Origin of the sequence: Streptomyces sp. NPDC046915, from assembly GCF_040644935.1 — a bacterium.
GTDB lineage: Bacteria > Actinomycetota > Actinomycetes > Streptomycetales > Streptomycetaceae > Streptomyces.
Genome location: NZ_JBEYXB010000004.1, coordinates 70,368 through 89,063 on the forward strand (window position 1 = coordinate 70,368; position 18,696 = coordinate 89,063).

At 69.5% G+C, this 18,696-nt stretch carries 15 protein-coding genes; 10 read left to right on the forward strand and 5 right to left on the reverse strand.

All coding sequences use genetic code 11. The annotated features are described in order from the left end of the window. The first annotated feature begins 51 nt into the window (after positions 1 to 51). Both ABZ915_RS11675 and ABZ915_RS11680 read left to right on the forward strand, forming a co-directional pair. A complete protein-coding gene (locus ABZ915_RS11675) occupies positions 52 to 843 on the forward strand; it encodes a GNAT family N-acetyltransferase (protein ID WP_361800973.1) in 792 nt (263 codons plus the stop codon). Positions 844 to 1,013: 170 nt separating this feature from the next. Next, positions 1,014 to 2,990 carry an ATP-dependent DNA helicase gene (locus ABZ915_RS11680; protein ID WP_361799684.1) on the forward strand — a complete coding sequence of 659 codons (1,977 nt, stop codon included), beginning with the start codon at positions 1,014 to 1,016 and terminating at the stop codon, positions 2,988 to 2,990. Between the two features lie 172 nt (positions 2,991 to 3,162). On the opposite strand, the gene lexA is transcribed toward ABZ915_RS11680, so the two are convergent. After that, positions 3,163 to 3,942, reverse strand: coding sequence for a transcriptional repressor LexA (gene lexA, locus ABZ915_RS11685; RefSeq protein ID WP_361799687.1), 780 nt, complete (start codon positions 3,940 to 3,942; stop codon positions 3,163 to 3,165). Positions 3,943 to 4,447: 505 nt separating this feature from the next. Here lexA and nrdR point away from each other — a divergent pair. Together nrdR and ABZ915_RS11695 are read left to right on the forward strand one after the other, a co-directional pair. Further along, positions 4,448 to 4,999, forward strand: coding sequence for a transcriptional regulator NrdR (gene nrdR, locus ABZ915_RS11690; protein WP_361799690.1), 552 nt, complete (start codon positions 4,448 to 4,450; stop codon positions 4,997 to 4,999). Between the two features lie 165 nt (positions 5,000 to 5,164). Next, the gene (locus tag ABZ915_RS11695; RefSeq protein WP_361799693.1) at positions 5,165 to 8,059 is read left to right on the forward strand and encodes a vitamin B12-dependent ribonucleotide reductase; all 2,895 of its coding nucleotides are present in this window, start codon (positions 5,165 to 5,167) and stop codon (positions 8,057 to 8,059) included. A gap of 49 nt (positions 8,060 to 8,108) precedes the next feature. Here the strand turns inward: ABZ915_RS11695 and ABZ915_RS11700 are convergent, their stop codons facing one another. Next, positions 8,109 to 8,639 carry a TerD family protein gene (locus ABZ915_RS11700; protein ID WP_361799696.1) on the reverse strand — a complete coding sequence of 177 codons (531 nt, stop codon included), beginning with the start codon at positions 8,637 to 8,639 and terminating at the stop codon, positions 8,109 to 8,111. A gap of 152 nt (positions 8,640 to 8,791) precedes the next feature. Here ABZ915_RS11700 and ABZ915_RS11705 point away from each other — a divergent pair, with 152 nt between their 5' ends. The 3 genes from ABZ915_RS11705 (at position 8,792) to ABZ915_RS11715 (ending at position 11,094) form a co-directional block, all read left to right on the forward strand. After that, the gene (locus ABZ915_RS11705; protein WP_361799699.1) at positions 8,792 to 9,397 is read left to right on the forward strand and encodes a YdbC family protein; all 606 of its coding nucleotides are present in this window, start codon (positions 8,792 to 8,794) and stop codon (positions 9,395 to 9,397) included. Between the two features lie 119 nt (positions 9,398 to 9,516). After that, positions 9,517 to 10,176 carry a histidine phosphatase family protein gene (locus ABZ915_RS11710; protein WP_361799702.1) on the forward strand — a complete coding sequence of 220 codons (660 nt, stop codon included), beginning with the start codon at positions 9,517 to 9,519 and terminating at the stop codon, positions 10,174 to 10,176. Positions 10,177 to 10,188: 12 nt separating this feature from the next. Beyond that, positions 10,189 to 11,094 carry an ADP-ribosylglycohydrolase family protein gene (locus ABZ915_RS11715; RefSeq protein WP_361799705.1) on the forward strand — a complete coding sequence of 302 codons (906 nt, stop codon included), beginning with the start codon at positions 10,189 to 10,191 and terminating at the stop codon, positions 11,092 to 11,094. Between the two features lie 321 nt (positions 11,095 to 11,415). On the opposite strand, the gene ABZ915_RS11720 is transcribed toward ABZ915_RS11715, so the two are convergent. Continuing rightward, positions 11,416 to 12,963, reverse strand: coding sequence for an MFS transporter (locus ABZ915_RS11720; RefSeq protein ID WP_361799708.1), 1,548 nt, complete (start codon positions 12,961 to 12,963; stop codon positions 11,416 to 11,418). Between the two features lie 184 nt (positions 12,964 to 13,147). Between ABZ915_RS11720 and ABZ915_RS11725 the strand changes: the two genes are divergently transcribed. The 3 genes from ABZ915_RS11725 to ABZ915_RS11735 all read left to right on the forward strand — a co-directional run bounded on the left by ABZ915_RS11725 (position 13,148) and on the right by ABZ915_RS11735 (position 15,258). Further along, the gene (locus tag ABZ915_RS11725; protein WP_361799711.1) at positions 13,148 to 13,771 is read left to right on the forward strand and encodes a TetR/AcrR family transcriptional regulator; all 624 of its coding nucleotides are present in this window, start codon (positions 13,148 to 13,150) and stop codon (positions 13,769 to 13,771) included. 81 nt (positions 13,772 to 13,852) lie between these two features. Continuing rightward, entirely contained in the window at positions 13,853 to 14,554 is a 702-nt protein-coding gene (locus ABZ915_RS11730; protein ID WP_361799714.1) for a ribonuclease HII, read from the forward strand. Positions 14,555 to 14,622: 68 nt separating this feature from the next. After that, positions 14,623 to 15,258: a hypothetical protein gene (locus ABZ915_RS11735; protein ID WP_361799717.1), complete on the forward strand. Its 636-nt coding sequence runs from the start codon at positions 14,623 to 14,625 to the stop codon at positions 15,256 to 15,258. 361 nt (positions 15,259 to 15,619) lie between these two features. On the opposite strand, the gene ABZ915_RS11740 is transcribed toward ABZ915_RS11735, so the two are convergent. Beyond that, entirely contained in the window at positions 15,620 to 16,240 is a 621-nt protein-coding gene (locus ABZ915_RS11740; protein WP_361799720.1) for a hypothetical protein, read from the reverse strand. Positions 16,241 to 16,472: 232 nt separating this feature from the next. Further along, entirely contained in the window at positions 16,473 to 18,638 is a 2,166-nt protein-coding gene (locus ABZ915_RS11745) for a RecQ family ATP-dependent DNA helicase (protein ID WP_361799723.1), read from the reverse strand. Positions 18,639 to 18,696 lie beyond the last annotated feature (58 nt).

Here is an 18,696-nt window from a genome sequence, read left to right on the forward strand (position 1 = left end):
CCGAGGAACATGACCCACCCCGTCTCCTGAGAGGAGCGCGCCGTGCCTCCCATCGACGCGAGCACCGACGCCGGCCCCGTCCCCATCCACCCGGACTGCCCCGATCCGGGCGGAGACGGCGAGGACACACTGGAACTGCGGCTGCCCGACGAACTCGTCGCTCTCTTCACCGCGGAGACGGCTGACACCGCGACCCGCGGCGGATGTGCGGCGGCGGGCCGGCGCGTACTCGGCGGCACAAAGGAGACCGGCGCGCTGTCCCCGTCCGCCGAAGACCTGCTCGACGGAGTCGGAGGCTGGGGCCCGACCGTCACACCCGTGGGCAGATTCCAGCTGGCCCGGATCCGCATCGAGCGCGACCTGCCGCTCATCAGCCGCTGGATGAACGACCCCGCCGTCTCCGCGTTCTGGGGGCTGGCCGGTTCCCCGGCGCGGACCGAGGAACACCTGCACGCCCAACTGGACGGCGACGGACGCAGCGTCCCGTGCGTCGGCATGCTGGACGGTGTCCCGATGAGCTACTGGGAGGTGTACCGGGCCGATCTGGACCCGCTGGCCCGCCATTACCCGGCCCGCCCGCACGACACAGGGATCCACCTCCTCATCGGCACGGTCGCCGACCGTGGGCGGGGCCTCGGCTCGGCCCTGCTCAGATCGGTCGCCGACCTGGTCATGGACCACCGCCCGCACTGCGCTCGCGTCGTCGCGGAACCCGACCTTCGCAACACTCCCTCCGTGGCCGCTTTCCTGAGCGCCGGCTTCCGGTTCGGCGCCGAGGTCGACCTGCCCGCCAAGCGGGCCGCCCTCATGCTCCGGGACCGGACCCTGCGCCATCTGATGTAGCACTACGTAACGACGTCGTCACAGATGGAACGAAGCCCGAGCCGCCCCGGTTCCCAGCCGGCCGGACGAATTGGAAATTGCTTGATCCCGTCCCGCGCCTCCGCGTTCCCACCCCTGGTTCCGGACTTGATCGCCCGATTGTCAGCGCTGGGCCGTAGGGTTGACGCGCTATGACGAAGCCCTCTCTCCCCGAACTCCTGCACGCGGCTGTCGCAGCCGTCGGCGGCACGGAGCGCCCCGGCCAGGTCACCATGGCCGAAGCGGTCGCCGAGGCGATCGACGACGGATCCCACCTGCTGGCCCAGGCCGGCACCGGCACCGGAAAGTCGCTGGGCTACCTCGTGCCGGCGCTCGCGCACGGGGAGCGCGTCGTCGTGGCGACCGCCACCCTGGCCCTGCAGCGCCAGCTCGTGGAGCGCGACCTGCCGCGCACGGTGGAGGCGCTGCACCCACTGCTGCGCCGCCGCCCGGACTTCGCCATGCTCAAGGGCCGGTCGAACTACCTGTGCCTGCACCGTCTGCACGAGGGCATGCCGCAGGACGAGGAGGAGGGCCTGTTCGACCAGTTCGAGGCCGCCGCTCCGACCAGCAAGCTGGGCCAGGACCTGCTGCGGCTGCGTGACTGGTCGGACGAGACCGAGACGGGCGACCGGGACGACCTCACGCCCGGCGTCTCCGACCGCGCCTGGTCTCAGGTGTCGGTGTCCTCCCGGGAGTGCCTGGGTGCCACGAAGTGCGCGTACGGCGCCGAGTGCTTCGCCGAGATGGCCCGCGAACGGGCCAAGCTCGCCGAGGTCGTCGTCACCAACCACGCTCTGCTCGCCATCGACGCGATCGAGGGCGCGCCGGTGCTTCCGCAGCATGAGGTGCTGATCGTGGACGAGGCGCACGAACTGGTCTCACGCGTCACCGGTGTCGCCACGGGCGAGCTGACGCCCGGCCAGGTCAACCGTGCGGTGCGCCGCGCCGCCAAGCTGGTCAACGAGAAGGCCGCCGACCAGCTGCAGACCGCGGCCGAGGGCTTCGAACGGCTGATGGAGCTCGCTCTGCCGGGCCGCCTGGAGGAGATCCCGGAGGACCTCGGCTACGCTCTGATGGCCCTGCGGGACGCCGCGCGCACGGTCATCTCGGCGATCGGCACGACCCGCGACAAGTCGGTCCAGGACGAGGACGCGGTCCGCAAGCAGGCCCTCGCCTCTGTGGAGACGGTGCACGACGTGGCCGAGCGCGTCGTCAACGGCTCCGAGTGGGACGTCGTCTGGTACGAGCGGCACGACCGTTTCGGTGCCTCCCTGCGTGTCGCCCCCATGTCGGTCTCCGGCCTCCTGAGAGAGAAGCTCTTCGCGGACCGCTCCGTCGTCCTCACCTCCGCGACGCTCAAGCTCGGCGGTGACTTCAACGGCGTCGGCGCCTCCGTGGGGCTTGCCCCCGAGGGTACGGAGGGTGACGACATCCCCCAGTGGAAGGGGGTCGACGTCGGCTCGCCCTTCGACTACCGCAAGCAGGGCATCCTGTACGTCGCCAAGCACCTGGCCCGTCCCGCGCGGGACGGCGACCGTGTCGACATGCTCGACGAGCTGACCGAACTCATCGAGGCCGCCGGTGGCCGCACGCTCGGCCTGTTCTCCTCGATGCGTGCCGCCCAGCTCGCCGCCGAGGAGCTCCGTTCCCGCATTCCGGAGTTCCCGATCCTGCTCCAGGGAGAGGAGACCCTCGGCGAACTGATCAAGAACTTCGCGGCGGACCCGAAAACGTGTCTTTTCGGCACGCTGTCGCTGTGGCAGGGCGTCGATGTCCCCGGCCCCAGCTGTCAGCTGGTCGTCATGGACAAGATCCCGTTCCCGCGCCCCGACGACCCGTTGATGAGCGCCCGCCAGAAGGCGGTGGAGGACGCCGGCGGCAACGGCTTCATGGCGGTCGCCGCCACCCACGCCGCGCTCCTCATGGCCCAGGGCGCCGGCCGTCTCGTACGGGCCTCGGGGGACCGGGGCGTGGTGGCCGTACTGGACCAACGGCTGGCCACCGCGCGGTACGGCGGCTATCTCAAGGCGTCCCTGCCCGACTTCTGGTACACCACGGACCGCAATCAGGTCCGGAAGTCCCTGGCCGCCATCGACGCGGTGGCGAAGCAGGCGGAAGCGAACTGATCAGAAGGGCCCGCCCCCTGCCGGGGCGGGGTCCCTCTGACGCAAACGTCGAGCCTCCGGCTCGTACAGCCCCACGCCCCCGGTCTCCGCACAGCACAGGGCCCCGGAACCGGCGCAGGGGTTCCGGGGCCCGGTCAGTGGACGAGCCGCCTCCGGCCGTCCGCCGCAGCCGTCACACGCGCCGCAGCACCGCGACGACCTTGCCCAGGATGGTGGCGTCGTCGCCGGGGATCGGCTCGTAGGCCGAGTTGTGGGGCAGGAGCCAGACATGGCCGTCCTCGCGCTTGAAGCGCTTGACGGTGGCCTCGCCGTCGAGCATGGCCGCCACGATGTCGCCGTTCTCGGCGACCGGCTGGCGGCGGACGGTGACCCAGTCGCCGTCGCAGATCGCGGCCTCGATCATGGAGTCGCCGACGACCTTGAGGACGAAGAGCTCGCCGTCACCGACCAGCTGCCGGGGGAGCGGGAAGACGTCCTCGACCGACTCCTCGGCGAGGATCGGTCCACCGGCGGCGATACGGCCGACCAGTGGGACGTACGACGCGGCCGGCTTGCCCGCGGTGTCGGTGGGCTGCACCGTCACCGCCTGGTCGGAGCCGCGTACCTCGTACGCGCGCGGGCGGTGCGGGTCACGGCGCAGGAAGCCCTTGCGTTCCAGCGCCATCAACTGGTGCGCGACCGAGGATGTGCTGGAGAGGCCGACGGCCTGGCCGATCTCCCGCATCGACGGCGGGTAGCCCCGTCGCTGTACGGAGTCCCTGATGACCTCGATCACCCGGCGTTGCCGGTCGGTGAGTCCGGAGCTGTCCGCCCGGATGCCTGGAGGTCGGCCCGGTAGGGAGCGCTTGGGTCCCTCGGGATTCGCGGCTTCGTTCATCGCGTGCACCGGCTCGAGTCGGCCCTGGGAGCGGTCCTGGGCGGTGATGGTGGCACTGTCTGCGGTGGTGGTCACGTCGGCCCCTCTCGATGGTCTCCCTGCTGGACAACGGTAGTTGCTTTCGAAAGGTTGCGCCAAACACACGTTCGAGTGAAAAAACGCGTTTTACCTGACGCGATCACGTGTGCAGGTGTATGGCCAACGTGGCACCTGGCGGACAAAAGGGCTCATTGTTGTACTCTTCACCGCCGGGGTGATGACCTCGTGGGCTGCGTCCCCAGTCTGCCATCCGGAAGCCCGTCAACCGGGTACCGGACCCCATCTGTGCCGGAGTCCTACGTGTCCTCCGTGCCGCGCCCACGGTATCTCCGTATCCGCCCCCGCGACACGTCTGCGACACGCGTGCGTGTTGGTGTATGAGCCAAGCCCTACATGTAGTGGTTGGATTGCTACAGCTACCCACAAGTTGTGGTCCCCGGGGTCCGTGGTGCTTCTGTGATCCCCTATGCTTGTGGCTGCTCCGAGGGGCCCATGAGGTCTCTTGGGGCTGTTCAGTCTGCTGTGAGGAGGGTTGGAGATCATGCACTGCCCCTTCTGCAGGCACCCCGACAGCCGCGTGGTCGACAGTCGCACGACCGACGACGGCACGTCGATCCGCAGGCGCCGCCAGTGCCCTGACTGCTCCCGTCGTTTCACGACCGTGGAGACATGCTCGCTCATGGTGGTCAAGCGGTCCGGAGTCACCGAGCCTTTCAGCCGTACCAAGGTCATCAACGGCGTGCGCAAGGCATGCCAGGGGCGGCCTGTCACCGAGGACGCACTCGCCCAGCTCGGCCAGCGGGTCGAGGAGGCGGTGCGGGCCACCGGAAGCGCCGAGCTGACCACCCACGACGTGGGGCTGGCCATACTCGGCCCATTGCAGGAGCTCGACCTCGTCGCTTATCTGCGATTCGCCTCCGTCTACCGGGCATTCGACTCGCTCGAGGACTTCGAGGCCGCCATCGCGGAACTCAGGGAGGCGACGCGAGGCCCCGCCGCGGACGACGAAGACGCGGGAGCGGGGAGCAAGGAAGACGATCGCGGGCGCGGAGGGACTTCCCAGGTCCCCGTGCCCGCCCACGCCGCCGACTGATCGGCGAGCCGGAACAGGGCGGAGACACCGGTTCCGGCAGGACGGCGGCGACACAGACCTGTTGCGGGCAACACAGCGTGAGGGTGTCCGCAACACAAGACACAACACCGTGCCACGGGAACATCGTGGCATTTCAGGGCGTTTTTGCCCGTACAGGGAGGCGGCATGACAGAGACGGCGAGCGGTCCGGCACGAGGTTCCCGATCCAAGGGCGCCAAGGCCACCAAGGGACTGCGTATCGAGCGCATCCACACCACCCCCGGCGTACACCCGTACGACGAGGTGAGCTGGGAGCGCCGTGACGTCGTCATGACCAACTGGCGCGACGGCTCGGTCAACTTCGAGCAGCGTGGCGTCGAGTTCCCGGACTTCTGGTCCGTGAACGCGGTCAACATCGTCACCAGCAAGTACTTCCGCGGTGCCGTGGGCACCCCGCAGCGCGAGGTCAGCCTCAAGCAGCTGATCGACCGCATCGTGAAGACGTACCGGAAGGCCGGCGAGGACTACAAGTACTTCGCCTCGCCCGCCGACGCCGAGATCTTCGAGCACGAGCTGGCGTACGCCCTCCTGCACCAGATCTTCAGCTTCAACAGCCCCGTCTGGTTCAACGTCGGCACCTCGCAGCCCCAGCAGGTGTCGGCCTGCTTCATCCTGTCCGTCGACGACTCCATGGAGTCGATCCTCGACTGGTACAAGGAAGAGGGCATGATCTTCAAGGGCGGCTCCGGTGCCGGCCTGAACCTCTCCCGTATCCGCTCCTCCAAGGAACTGCTGTCCTCCGGCGGCAACGCCTCCGGCCCGGTCTCCTTCATGCGCGGCGCCGACGCCTCCGCTGGGACGATCAAGTCCGGTGGCGCCACCCGCCGCGCCGCCAAGATGGTCATCCTGGACGTCGACCACCCCGACATCGAGGACTTCATCGAGACCAAGGTCAAGGAGGAGGAGAAGATCCGCGCCCTCCGCGACGCGGGCTTCGACATGGACCTCGGTGGCGAGGACATCACCTCCGTCCAGTACCAGAACGCCAACAACTCCGTCCGGGTCAACGACGAGTTCATGAAGGCGGTCGAGCAGGGCAGTTCCTTCGGCCTGCGCGCGCGGATGACCGGCGAGGTCATCGAGGAGGTCGACGCCAAGTCCCTCTTCCGCAAGATGGCCGAGGCCGCCTGGGCCTGCGCCGACCCGGGCATCCAGTACGACGACACCATCAACCACTGGCACACCTGCCCGGAGTCCGGCCGTATCAACGGCTCGAACCCCTGCAGCGAGTACATGCACCTGGACAACACGTCCTGCAACCTCGCCTCGCTGAACCTGATGAAGTTCCTCAAGGACGACGGCAAGGGCAGCCAGTCCTTCGAGGTCGAGCGCTTCGCCAAGGTCGTCGAGCTCGTCATCACGGCGATGGACATCTCCATCTGCTTCGCCGACTTCCCGACCCAGAAGATCGGCGAGAACACGCGCGCGTTCCGCCAGCTCGGCATCGGCTACGCCAACCTCGGCGCCCTGCTGATGGCGACCGGCCACGCCTACGACTCCGACGGCGGCCGTGCGCTGGCCGGTGCGATCACCTCCCTCATGAACGGCACCGCGTACAAGCGCTCCGCCGAACTCGCCGCGGTCGTCGGTCCGTACGACGGCTACGCCCGCAACGCCGACGCCCACAAGCGCGTCATGAAGCAGCACTCCGACGCCAACGCCGTGGCCGTCCGCATGGACGACCTGGACACCCCGGTCTGGGCCGCGGCCACGGAGGCCTGGCAGGACGTCCTGCGCATCGGCGAGCAGAACGGTTTCCGTAACTCCCAGGCGTCCGTCATCGCCCCGACCGGCACCATCGGTCTCGCGATGTCCTGCGACACCACCGGCCTCGAGCCCGACCTCGCCCTGGTCAAGTTCAAGAAGCTGGTCGGCGGCGGCTCGATGCAGATCGTCAACGGCACCGTCCCGCAGGCCCTGCGCCGCCTGGGCTACCAGGAGGAGCAGATCGAGGCGATCGTCGCCCACATCGCCGAGCACGGCAATGTGATCGACGCCCCCGGCCTCAAGCACGAGCACTACGAGGTGTTCGACTGCGCCATGGGCGAGCGCGCCATCTCCCCGATGGGCCACGTCCGCATGATGGCCGCGATCCAGCCCTGGATCTCCGGCGCCCTGTCCAAGACGGTCAACATGCCGGAGTCGGCGACCGTCGAGGAGGTCGAGGAGATCTACTTCGAGGCCTGGAAGATGGGTATCAAGGCCCTCGCCATCTACCGCGACAACTGCAAGGTCGGCCAGCCGCTCTCCGCCAAGACCAAGGAGAAGGAGAAGGTCGAGGTCACGGAGAAGGCCGAGGCGATCATCCGCGAGGCGGTCGAGAAGGTCGTCGAGTACCGCCCGGTCCGCAAGCGCCTCCCCAAGGGACGTCCCGGTATCACCACCTCCTTCACCGTCGGCGGCGCCGAGGGCTACATGACCGCCAACTCCTACCCGGACGACGGTCTCGGCGAGGTCTTCCTGAAGATGTCCAAGCAGGGTTCGACCCTCGCGGGCATGATGGACGCCTTCTCGATCGCCGTCTCGGTCGGCCTCCAGTACGGCGTGCCGCTGGAGACGTACGTCTCGAAGTTCACCAACATGCGCTTCGAGCCGGCCGGCATGACGGACGACCCGGACGTGCGGATGGCCCAGTCGATCGTCGACTACATCTTCCGCCGCCTGGCGCTGGACTTCCTGCCCTTCGAGACGCGCTCCGCGCTCGGCATCCACTCCGCCGAGGAGCGCCAGCGTCACCTCGAGACGGGTTCCTACGAGCCCACCGAGGACGAGGTCGACGTCGAGGGCCTGGCCCAGTCGGCGCCGCGCGCCCAGGAGCTGAAGGCCGTCGCCACCCCGAGGACCGAGTCCGAGGCGGCCAAGCCCGCCCCGAAGCAGGCCCACACCAGCGCAGAGCTGGTGGAGATGCAGCTGGGCATCCAGGCCGACGCCCCGCTGTGCTTCTCCTGCGGCACCAAGATGCAGCGGGCCGGTTCCTGCTACATCTGCGAGGGCTGCGGCTCGACCAGCGGCTGCAGCTGATGACAGGCATGGCCTGAGGTAAGGGGCGCCGGCCCAGGGCCGGCGCCCCTTACCGTTGCATCCGGCCCATGGATCTGGTGAAGGTCGCCGGGTCGTCTTCGAAGCCGTGCACGCCCGGGTGGAAGTTCCAGCCGCCGGACTCGTTGCGCACGAACTCCGCGACCGTCGCGGCCGGTGCCCCGAGTACCGATCCGAAGTCGTCCTCGGCGAGCACGTTGTAACCCTCCCGGATGCGCACCGCGGGGTTCAGGACGCCGACGAAGGTCCGGTCCACGAGGCGCTGCTGGATCACGACACCGACCACCACGCGCGCGTACCGGGTGTCGAGCCGGTCGAGCTCGAGGGTCATGACCTCGTCCCAGCCGAAGCCCTTGCCGTCGGTGCTGTCCCGATTGAGGAAGATGGTGCCGTCGGGGGACCGGCTGTCGAAGTGCACCACATACGCCGGAGCACCGTACGGGTCACTCGTGAGGAACGGTGCGGCAACGATGTCCAGATCGGTGGGCGGCTGCCCGACCGGACTCGGGTCCCACTTGAGTGCCACCTCGACCTTGCGGATTCCCTTGCTGAAGTCGGTCACCAGGCGTCCCCTTCCCCCTAGAGGCTTCACTGCCTCAATTCCTGAGCAGCGACAGGTCGTTGTCCATCGTGCCATGGGCGCGGGGGCGTGTGCGCGGGCGATCTCCGCCGGAGCGTGACCGGCGCCACGCCCCGTGGCCTTACCATGGCGCGGTGCTGGTCAAGTGGATTCGCTGCACCGTGGTGGACCGCCGCGGCTTCGAGCGGGGGCAGCGAAAGTGGGCGGGGCTTCTGGGGGAGCCGGGATTTCGGGGGCAGGGGGGAGGGTGGAGCCGACAGCGGCCGGGCGTGGCGCACATCTTCGCCTTCTGGGAGAGCCGTGCCTTCTACGACTCCTTCATGGCTCGCTCCCATGACCGGCTGGCGGCGTCGCAGTCGGGCACGTTCAAGGACATGCAGGTCAAGCTGTTCGAGTACCGCTTCGACGTGAAGACCGGCTTCGAACCACGGTTCACGGACACCGATCTGATCCGCGTGGCCCTCTGCCGTGTCCACGAGGAGCGCGTCGAGCACTTCACGCTCATGCAGGAGAAGGTCTGGAACCCTGCGATGGCCGGCTCACCGGGCATGATCCGTGGCATGTTCGGTGAGGCTCCGGGGCAGGAGTTCCTGGTGTTGTCCATGTGGCGATCGGCGGCCGAGCACGGCAAGTACCGCACCGAGCGTGTGGAACGCCTCGCCCTGCGCGCACAGACCGAGGCCGACATCGCCGCCCTCACCGGTGACATCGTGGAACTGGAGCCGAGCTGGACGGTTTGACACCCGCAGCCCCGAGCCGAGTGTGCTTGTGTGGTCCGTGGCGCGGGAATCATGTGACCTATGCCGTATGGAGCCCGTACGTGTGCTCGACCGGCTCTCATACGATCTAGGGTTCTGGCATGGCACGACCACGGCGCATCGTTCTTGTCCGACACGGGGAGTCAACGGGCAATGTTGATGACTCCGTGTACGAGCGGGAGCCCGACCACGCCCTCGCGCTCACCGAGCGGGGCTGGCGGCAGGCGGAAGAGACCGGAAAGACACTTCGCGAGGTGTTCGGACGCGAACGCGTGAGCGTGTACGTGTCCCCTTATCGGCGTACCCACGAGACGCTGCGCGCCTTCCACCTCGACCCGGACCTCATACGCGTGCGGGAGGAGCCCCGGCTGCGCGAACAGGACTGGGGAAACTGGCAGGACCGCGACGACGTACGCCTCCAGAAGGCCTACCGGGACGCCTACGGGCATTTCTTCTTCCGCTTCCCGCAGGGCGAGTCCGGTGCCGATGTGTACGACCGGGTCGGCGGCTTCCTGGAGAGCCTGTTCCGTAGCTTCGAGGCCCCCGACCATCCGCCGAACGTGCTCCTGGTGACCCACGGCCTGGCCATGCGCCTCTTCTGCATGCGCTGGTTCCACTGGCCGGTCGCGGAGTTCGAGGCGCTGGCCAACCCCGGGAACGCCGAGATGCGCATGCTCGTGCTCGGGGACGACGGCAGATACACCCTCGACCGGCCCTTCGAACGCTGGCGGGAACCGATGCCGTACTGGATCAACGGCTAGAGTGACAGGGCGATGACCGCTGAATCCTCTCCCCTCGACCGCCTGGCGCGCGCCCTGACCAGCCTGCGCGGCCTCGCTGTGGGGGACGCGCTGGGCTCGCAGTTCTTCGTTCCGGCGCACTACCCCCTGCTCAAGCGCCGCGAGCTGCCCGCCGGGCCGTGGCAGTGGACCGACGACACGGAAATGGCCTGCTCGGTGGTCGCCGTGCTGGCCGCCCACCAACGCATCGACCAGGACGCCCTGGCCCACTCCTTCGCCCACCACCACGACTTCGACCGGGGCTACGGGCCGGCGGTCAACCGATTGCTGCGTCTCGTCCGGGAGGGCGAGGACTGGCGAGAGCTGGCCGCCGCGCTCTTCAAGGGACAGGGCTCTTGGGGCAACGGCGCGGCGATGCGGATCGCGCCCCTCGGCGCCTGGTACGCGGACGACCCCGAGCAGGCCACTCACCAGGCGGAGATCTCCGCGTATCCCACGCACCAGCACCGCGAGGCCGTCGTCGGTGCCATGGCCGTCGCCGCCGCCGCCGCCCTGGTCGCGGCCCCCGGCGGTCCGCCGAGCCCCGAAGCACTTCTCGACTCGGTCGTCGCCCTCGTCCCCAAGAGCGCCGTCGGCGCGGGCCTGCGCCGCGCCCGAGACATGCTGGACTACGGCGACGCCGGCACCGTCGCCGCCGTGCTGGGCTGCGGTCGGCGTACCAGCGCCCATGACACCGTGCCCTTCGCCCTCTGGTCGGCCGCCCGTTCCCTCGGTGACTACGAAGCGGCGTTCTGGACCACCGCCCAGGTCGGCGGTGACGTGGACACCACCTGCGCCATCGTCGGAGGTGTGCTGGCGGCCGGTAAGGCGGGGACTCCGCCTGCCGAGTGGGTGCAGTGGACGGAGCCGCTGCCGGACTGGGCGCCGACGACCGCGTGACACCCGAGGACGCCTGAATACGGCTCGTCCGAAGCCACGCGGAAACGCTGCGTGCTCGATGGGAACTGTGCGTGACCGTCGTGCGTTGTCCGGACAGTCGCCGTGCGAAGGCGGAGGGCACGCGGTCATCGGGTCGCGCGGGCAGCAGGAGGTGGGGGCGTGGCACACGGTGATGGCCCTTCTCATGCCCTTTTCGTGCTCCGTCTCCGCGCCTGCTCGCCGGCCTCGCGGGCTGGGAAGCGGATGGCCGGTCCGACGCCCTTGCCGGCTGTCCCCCGGGCTCGGGCCGGCCATCCGCGGCCATGGGCGGACCCGGTCGGGTCAGCCGATGCCAGGGCCCGTGCTGCCCGCGAGGGCCTCGAGGTCGCTCTTGCGCACCTTGATCACCAGACCGGCGGTGGCCAGGGCCAGTACGGCCATCGCCGCAGCGGGGACGAACGCGGTCGAGATGCCGTGGGCCAGCACCTCGTGCCCCCAAGGGGCGGGCAGCTGATGCGTCTTGGCGAACGCGGCCTGCTGCTGGGACGTGCCGTCGGCGAGGAACTTCGGCAGCTGTTTCTTCGCCTCATCCTTGCTGGCGGACCCGAACACCGTGGTCAGGATCGACAACCCCAGCGAACCGCCCACCTGCTGTGTGGCGTTGAGCAGCCCGGATGCCGCGCCGGCCTCGTGCTGGGCGACGCCGGAGACCGCCGTGACCGTCACCGTCACGAAGTTCAGGCCCATGCCGAAGCCGAACACCAGCATCGGGCCCAGTACTCCACCGAGGTAGGAGCTGTCGGGGCTGATGAAGGTCTGCCAGGCGAGCCCGATCACCACGAGCGTCGAGCCCACCGTCATGAACGGCTTGGGGCCGAGGACGGGCAGGAAACGCTGCGACAGCCCCGCGCCGACGGCGATGGCGACCGTCACGGGAAGGAAGGCCACACCGGCCTTGATCGGGCTGTAGCCCAGTACGTTCTGGACGAACAGGACGATGTAGAAGAACATGCCGAACATGGCCGCGGCCAGGCTCAACATGATCACGTAGGTCCCCGACCGGTTGCGGTCGGCGAACATCTTCAGCGGGGTGATCGGCTCCTTGGCCCGCCTCTCGGTGAAGGCGAAGGTCAGCAGCAGGACCACCGCGGCGCCGAAGGACCCGAGGGTCAGACTGTCGCGCCAGCCCTCCTCGGACGCCCGGATGAAGCCGTAGACGAGCGTCGCCATACCTGCCGTGGAGGTCAGCGCACCCGCGATGTCGAAGCGCCCGGGGTGCCGTTCGGATTCGCTGATGTAGAGCGGTGTCAGGAAGGCGATCAGTACTCCGATCGGCACGTTGACGAAGAGCACCCAGCGCCAGTCGAGCCACTCGGTGAGCATGCCTCCTGCCAGCAGGCCGATGGCGCCGCCGCCCGCGGAGACCGCGGCGAACACACCGAACGCCCGGTTGCGCTCCGGACCTTCGGGGAACGTGGTGGTGATGAGCGCCAGCGAGGTGGGCGACGCGATCGCGCCGCCCATGCCCTGCAGGGCTCGTGCCGCGAGCAGCTGCCAGGGTTCCTGCGCGAGACCGCCGAGCAGCGACGCGAACGTGAACAGCAGGATTCCGGTCATGAACACCCGTCGGCGGCCGAGGATGTCACCGGCGCGTGCGCCGAGCAGCAGGAGACCACCGAAGGTGAGCGTGTAGGCGCTGACCACCCATGTCAGGTCCGTGGTGCTGAACTTGAGAGCGCCTTGAATGTGCGGAAGCGCGATGTTCACAATCGTCGCGTCGAGTACCACCATGAGTTGGCAGGCCGCGATGACGGTGAGCGCTATGCCGGGATGCCCCTCCCGGCGGGCCGCTTTGGGCTTGTCGTCCTGAATCAGTTGAGAGGTTGTCACCTTGGGTCCCCCACAAAGCCATTAGTGAACGCTCGCGTTCACTGTTGCGTCAACGGTAGTGAGTCCTCGATAGAGAACGCAAGCGTTCACTTGGCTCGTCGCCGCGTTGCGTCCCCCTTGCTGTAGCGCGGCGCTTCCCTCGTTGCCCGAATCCCCGCTCCCCCCGCTCCCTGGAGAAACTCGGATGGTTACCTCGCGCTGGACGGCTGCTCCCGCTCGTCCGGTCACTCCCCGCCGGCGCGGCGTCGTACTCGAACGCGCGATCCTGGACGCCGCGCTGGAACAGCTCAGTACGGTCGGCTGGAACGGCCTCACGATGGAGGGTGTCGCCGCCGGTGCGCAGACCGGCAAGGCGGCGGTGTACCGCCGCTGGCCGTCCAAGGAGGACCTCGTCGTGGACGCGCTGCAGGCCGGACTGCCGCGCCTCGAGGAGGCACCCGACCTGGGCGGTGTCCGCGAGGACCTGCTCGAGCTCTGCCGCCAGGCCCGCCGGGCCATGTTCTCCCGCCCTGGGTTCGCGCTGCGTGCCGTGATTCACGAATGCGATCCCGTGCAAGCGGAACGCTTCCACGGTGTGATCTTCAACGGTGTCGTAGAGCCGACTGTCAGGCTGCTGCGTGACGTCATCACCCGTGGAATAGAGCGGGGAGAGGTGCGGCCCGACGCGGCGAACAGCTATGTCTTCGACGCCATCCCGGCGATGATGATGTATCGCTCAAAAGTTGGCGGAAGCGAATGGAATGACCGGGATCTGGAGGAGATGATCGACCAACTGATGCTTCCGCTGCTGCGGCCGATCGGTCCCTGATCCCCGGCCGCACCGACCTCGGCCGCGGTTGGGCAACCAGGGTGTCGCGCAGCGATCTCGGCGGCGTAGGCTAAGGGCGCCATGCCGTACGAACCACCTACTCACACCGTCGAGCGCTCACTGCGAGCCACGACCGGAGCCAAGGTCATTGCCGGTGTCGACGAGGTGGGGCGCGGCGCGTGGGCCGGGCCCGTGACCGTCTGCGCGGCGATCACCGGCCTTCGCCGTCCGCCGTTGGGCCTCACCGACTCCAAGCTGCTGACCGTCAAGCGACGCTCGGAGCTCTCCGTGGTACTGCGCCAGTGGGTGACGGCCTACTCCCTGGGACATGCCTCCCCGGAGGAGATCGACGATCTCGGGATGACGGCCGCGCTGCGGCTCGCCGCGGTCCGTGCCCTGGAGGCCCTGCCCGTCCGACCCGAAGCCGTCATCCTCGACGGGAAGCACGACTATCTCGGCGCGCCCTGGAGGGTGCGCACGGTGATCAAGGGTGACCGGTCCTGCGTGGCTGTCGCGGCGGCGTCGGTGATCGCCAAGGTTCAGCGCGACAAAATGATGGCCGAACTGGGTATCGACCATGCAGACTTCGGTTTTGCGGACAACGCCGGGTATCCGTCACCTGTGCACAAGGCCGCACTGGAGGAGCGGGGCCCCACCCCGTACCACCGGTTGTCGTGGGCGTATCTTGATGCGCTGCCCCAGTGGCGGCACCTCAAGAAGGTCCGCAGCTGGGCGGATGGAAGCGTTCCGGAAATCGAGGGTCAGCTCGGCTTCGATTTCTGACCGTTCCGTTCGCACTGACGTGCCACCCAGTTGCGCAAGCCGCACCAACGTTTGATAAATATCAGGTCATGCCTCTCATTCCCGAGGAGCCTCAGATTCACGAGAGTGCCCAGGGTCCCCGCGTCACTCCGGCCAGTGGCCGTACCGCGCCGACCCCCCGTCCCGTACCCGGCCCCCGCCCCGCGGCTCCGTCGCGTCCCGGTCGTCCGGGCCCTCTCCGGCCCGCGCCCCCGGTGCAACGTACGCCGCGTGACACGGCCACTGCCAAGCCAGGCCCGTCGGGCCCGACCGCTGCCGCCGCAACCGCGACGGCCACCCCGCAGATCCAGTTGATCCCCGCCTCCGCCGAGGGTGCCCTCGACGCTGCCGAGGAAGCAGTGGACCTGCTCCTGGAATCGGGTCGTGCCCCCGGTGAGGTGCTGGTGATCACCACCGGCGAACCGCACCCGTGGGCCGCCCATGAGCTGACCTTCGGTGATGCCTCCTACTGGGCGCAGCACGACGCGGGCGACGACGTCTTCTACACCGACGCCGCCGTGGCCTCCCGCGCCGCGTCCCGCCCCGTGGTCGTCGTCGCCGTCAACGGCGGTTCCAGCGCCACTGCCGCCACCGCACTGCCGCTGGCTCACGGGCGGGCGGGTGCCCTGCTGATCGTCTGCGGTGACCCGCAGCAGATCAACTCGGTGCTGGGCACGGGCGTCTGATCCGCGTCCGGCCCGTCCGGGGGCAGCGTAGGTGACGGTGGTGCCGCCGCGGCGGCACCTGCACGGTGCTGCCTTCGGCGTGCCCGCGTGACAGGCGGAGGCGGCGCTCCCCGCGCGGCGCGGCGCGGGGACATCGCGCGCGGGGTTCCGTGCGTTGTACGACGCGGCTGTGGCCGTCGTAGGTCACCGCAGAACGACCGGCACCGCAGAACGACTGTCACGGGTGAGTGACCGTCACCGCAGTGCGAAGTCGCCAATCTACGCTCCCCTCGGCGCAGTACCGGAGCAGCGCCTGGCCGACAGGCGACTGCCGTGCGTCACGAGGGTGCCGTAACAGCTCCTCTGCCCGTACGGGCCTCGCTCAGCGGGCCGCCGCGCGGCGAAGGACCTCCGAGACGGCGCCGCCGGTACGGGGCAGCAGGGGCGAAGGGTCCGAGGCGGCGAGGGACTCCGGTGCCGAGTCCGCGTTCGGGCGGCGTCCACCGCGGCCTTCGCCGAGGACCTGCCAGCCGTCCCGGGTCAGCGTGATGTACGCCCCGCAGCGCAGCCCGTGCAGCGTGCAGGCGTCACGCAGGCCCCACATCCACGCGCCGTCCTCCTCCGTCCAACGCGCGTCCCCCTCGCGGCAGTAGAGCAGCACGGCGGTGCGCACCGGGGTGCGGCGCCGCAGGTCGTGCGGAATGACCCGGCGGAGTTGCGCCAGCAGCGCGTTGCGGAACATCCAGCCGTCGGCCGGGGCCGCGCGACGGGTGAACGAGGCACTGGCGCACAACCGGTCGTCCGGGTCCAGGACGGCCACGATCGCGGTGGCCGGCTTGGGAAGGTGCCGGGCGTGCAGCCCGCTGACCACCTCGCGGGGGTTGCGCAGCAGCGGGATTCCGGCAGCGGCCCATTCCGCCGGCTCGAGCAGGCGACTGGCGGACGCGGCGGACGCGGACGTCGACAGCGATGCCGCCGAGGACGGAGCGAATCCGAAGGTCACGTTCCTCCCTTCGGCTACGCGCCCACACTGCGGGCGAGGTCGGATTTCGGGGGAGCGCGCACCGCAGCAGAACCCAGCCGGATCACGGACGAGCCGTGCGGGGAGCGGACCTCAATTCTTCCTGTCGAACTTGGATGCGGCAACGAGCAATTGGGGCCACCGACTGTTATCTGGTGGTGCGTGACTTATATCCCTACCCATTGGGTCGCCTGGTGACGCAAGGGGCGGACGATCAGCCCTGGAGAGCGAGGACCAGCGGCAACACCCCCTGTGCGCCGGACCTCCTGAGCAGCCGGGCCGCGACCGCCAGGGTCCAGCCCGTCTCGGTGTAGTCGTCCACGAGGAGGACGGGACCCTGCGCCCCGGCGAGGGCCGATGCGAGCTCCGGCGGCACGGTCAACGCACCGTCCAGGGCCTTGAGGCGCTGCGCGCTGTTGCTGCGGGAGGCGCGCGGCACGTCACCGGCGTACGCAACCGAGCCCAGCAGGGGCAGCCGGCCGATCTCCGCGATGCGGGTGCCCAGGGAATCGATCAGCCGCGGCCTGGTGCGCGAGGCGACGGTGACGACACCCACCGGGCGGTCCTGGGCGTCGGGTGCGCCGGGGGCCCAGCCGCCGGGCCCCTTCGCCCAGTCGGCCAGCACGCCCACCACGGCTCGTGCGACGTCGTCCGGTACGGGCGCGTCGGCGGCCCCGGACGCGAACATCGGCCGCAGCCGGTTGCCCCAGCCGATGTCCGACAGACGTCCCAGGGCCCGCCCCGGGGCAGCCTGTTCGGCGGCGGGGATACGGCCTTTGAGCTCGATGCCGATCGCCGGGAGTCCCGTCGGCCACATGCGGCGGGGTTCCACCTCCACACCGGCCCGGCCAAGATCGACACGCGCCGCGTCCAGCGCGGCCGTCGAGGTGTCCGCGGTGAAACGCGCGCCCGCGCAGTTGTCGCAGCGGCCGCAGGGCTTCGCGCCCTCGTCGTCCAGTTGGCGTTGCAGGAACTCCATACGGCAGCCCGTGGTGGCGGCGTACTCACGCATCGCCTGCTGCTCGGCCTTCCGCTGGCGTGCCACCCAGGCGTACCGCTCGGAGTCGTACGCCCACGGCCGGCCGGTGGCGATCCAGCCGCCCTTGACGCGCTTGACCGCGCCGTCCACGTCGAGGACCTTCAACATCGTCTCCAACCTGGAGCGGCGCAGTTCCACCAAGGGCTCCAGGGCGGGCAGCGACACCGGGCCGTCGGCGCGGGCGAGCACGTCGAGGGTGCGGCGCACCAGATCCTCCGAGGGGAAGGCGAGCGACGCGAAGTATTCCCAGATCGCTTCGTCCTCCTTGCCGGGCAGGAGGAGCACCTCGGCGTGCTCGACGCCGCGGCCCGCGCGGCCGACCTGCTGGTAGTAGGCGATGGGGGAGGAGGGCGAGCCGAGGTGGACGACGAATCCGAGGTCGGGCTTGTCGAAGCCCATACCGAGCGCCGAGGTCGCGATGAGCGCCTTGACCCGGTTGGCGAGCAGGTCTTCCTCGGCCTGCTGCCGGTCGGCGTTCTCCGTCCTGCCGGTGTACGAGGCGACGGCGTGCCCGCGCTGCCGGAGGAAGGCGGTGACCTCCTCCGCGGCGGCCACGGTGAGCGTGTAGACGATCCCGGAGCCCGGCAGGTCGTCGAGGTGGTCGGCGAGCCACGCCATGCGGTGCGCGGCGTCCGGCAGTCCGAGGACGTTCAGGGAGAGGCTCTCCCGGTCCAGCGGGCCGCGCAGCACCAGCGCGTCCGAAGCGCCGCCGGTGCCGAGCTGCTCCGCGACGTCAGCGGTGACACGCGCGTTGGCCGTGGCAGTGGTGGCCAGCACGGGGACGCCCGGCGGAAGGTCGGTGAGCATGGTGCGCAGCCGACGGTAGTCCGGGCGGAAGTCATGGCCCCAGTCGGAGATGCAGTGGGCCTCGTCCACGACGAGGAGGCCGGTCGCGGCGGCGAGCTTGGGCAGGACCTGGTCGCGGAAGTCCGGATTGTTGAGCCGCTCCGGGCTGACCAGCAGGACGTCGACCTCGCCGGCGGCGATCTCGTCCTGGATGGCATCCCAGTCCTCGGTGTTCGAGGAGTTGATCGTCCGGGCGTGGATGCCGGCGCGGGCCGCCGCTTCGACCTGGTTCCGCATCAGCGCCAGCAACGGCGACACGATCACGGTGGGCCCGCTGCCGCGGGCCCGCAGCAGGGAGGTCGCCACGAAATACACCGCGGACTTGCCCCACCCGGTGCGCTGGACGACCAGTGCCCTGCGCCGGTCGGCGACCAGTGCCTCGATCGCCCGCCACTGGTCCTCGCGCAGCCGGGCGGTGCCGGTGGTGTCCCCGACGAGGCGGGCGAGGACGGCGTCGGCCTGCGTCCGGAGATCCGCGTTGCTCGTGTGCTCCATGCGTTCCATACAACAGGACGGCACTGACAGTCGGGACAACAGGACGGCTGGCAGTCGG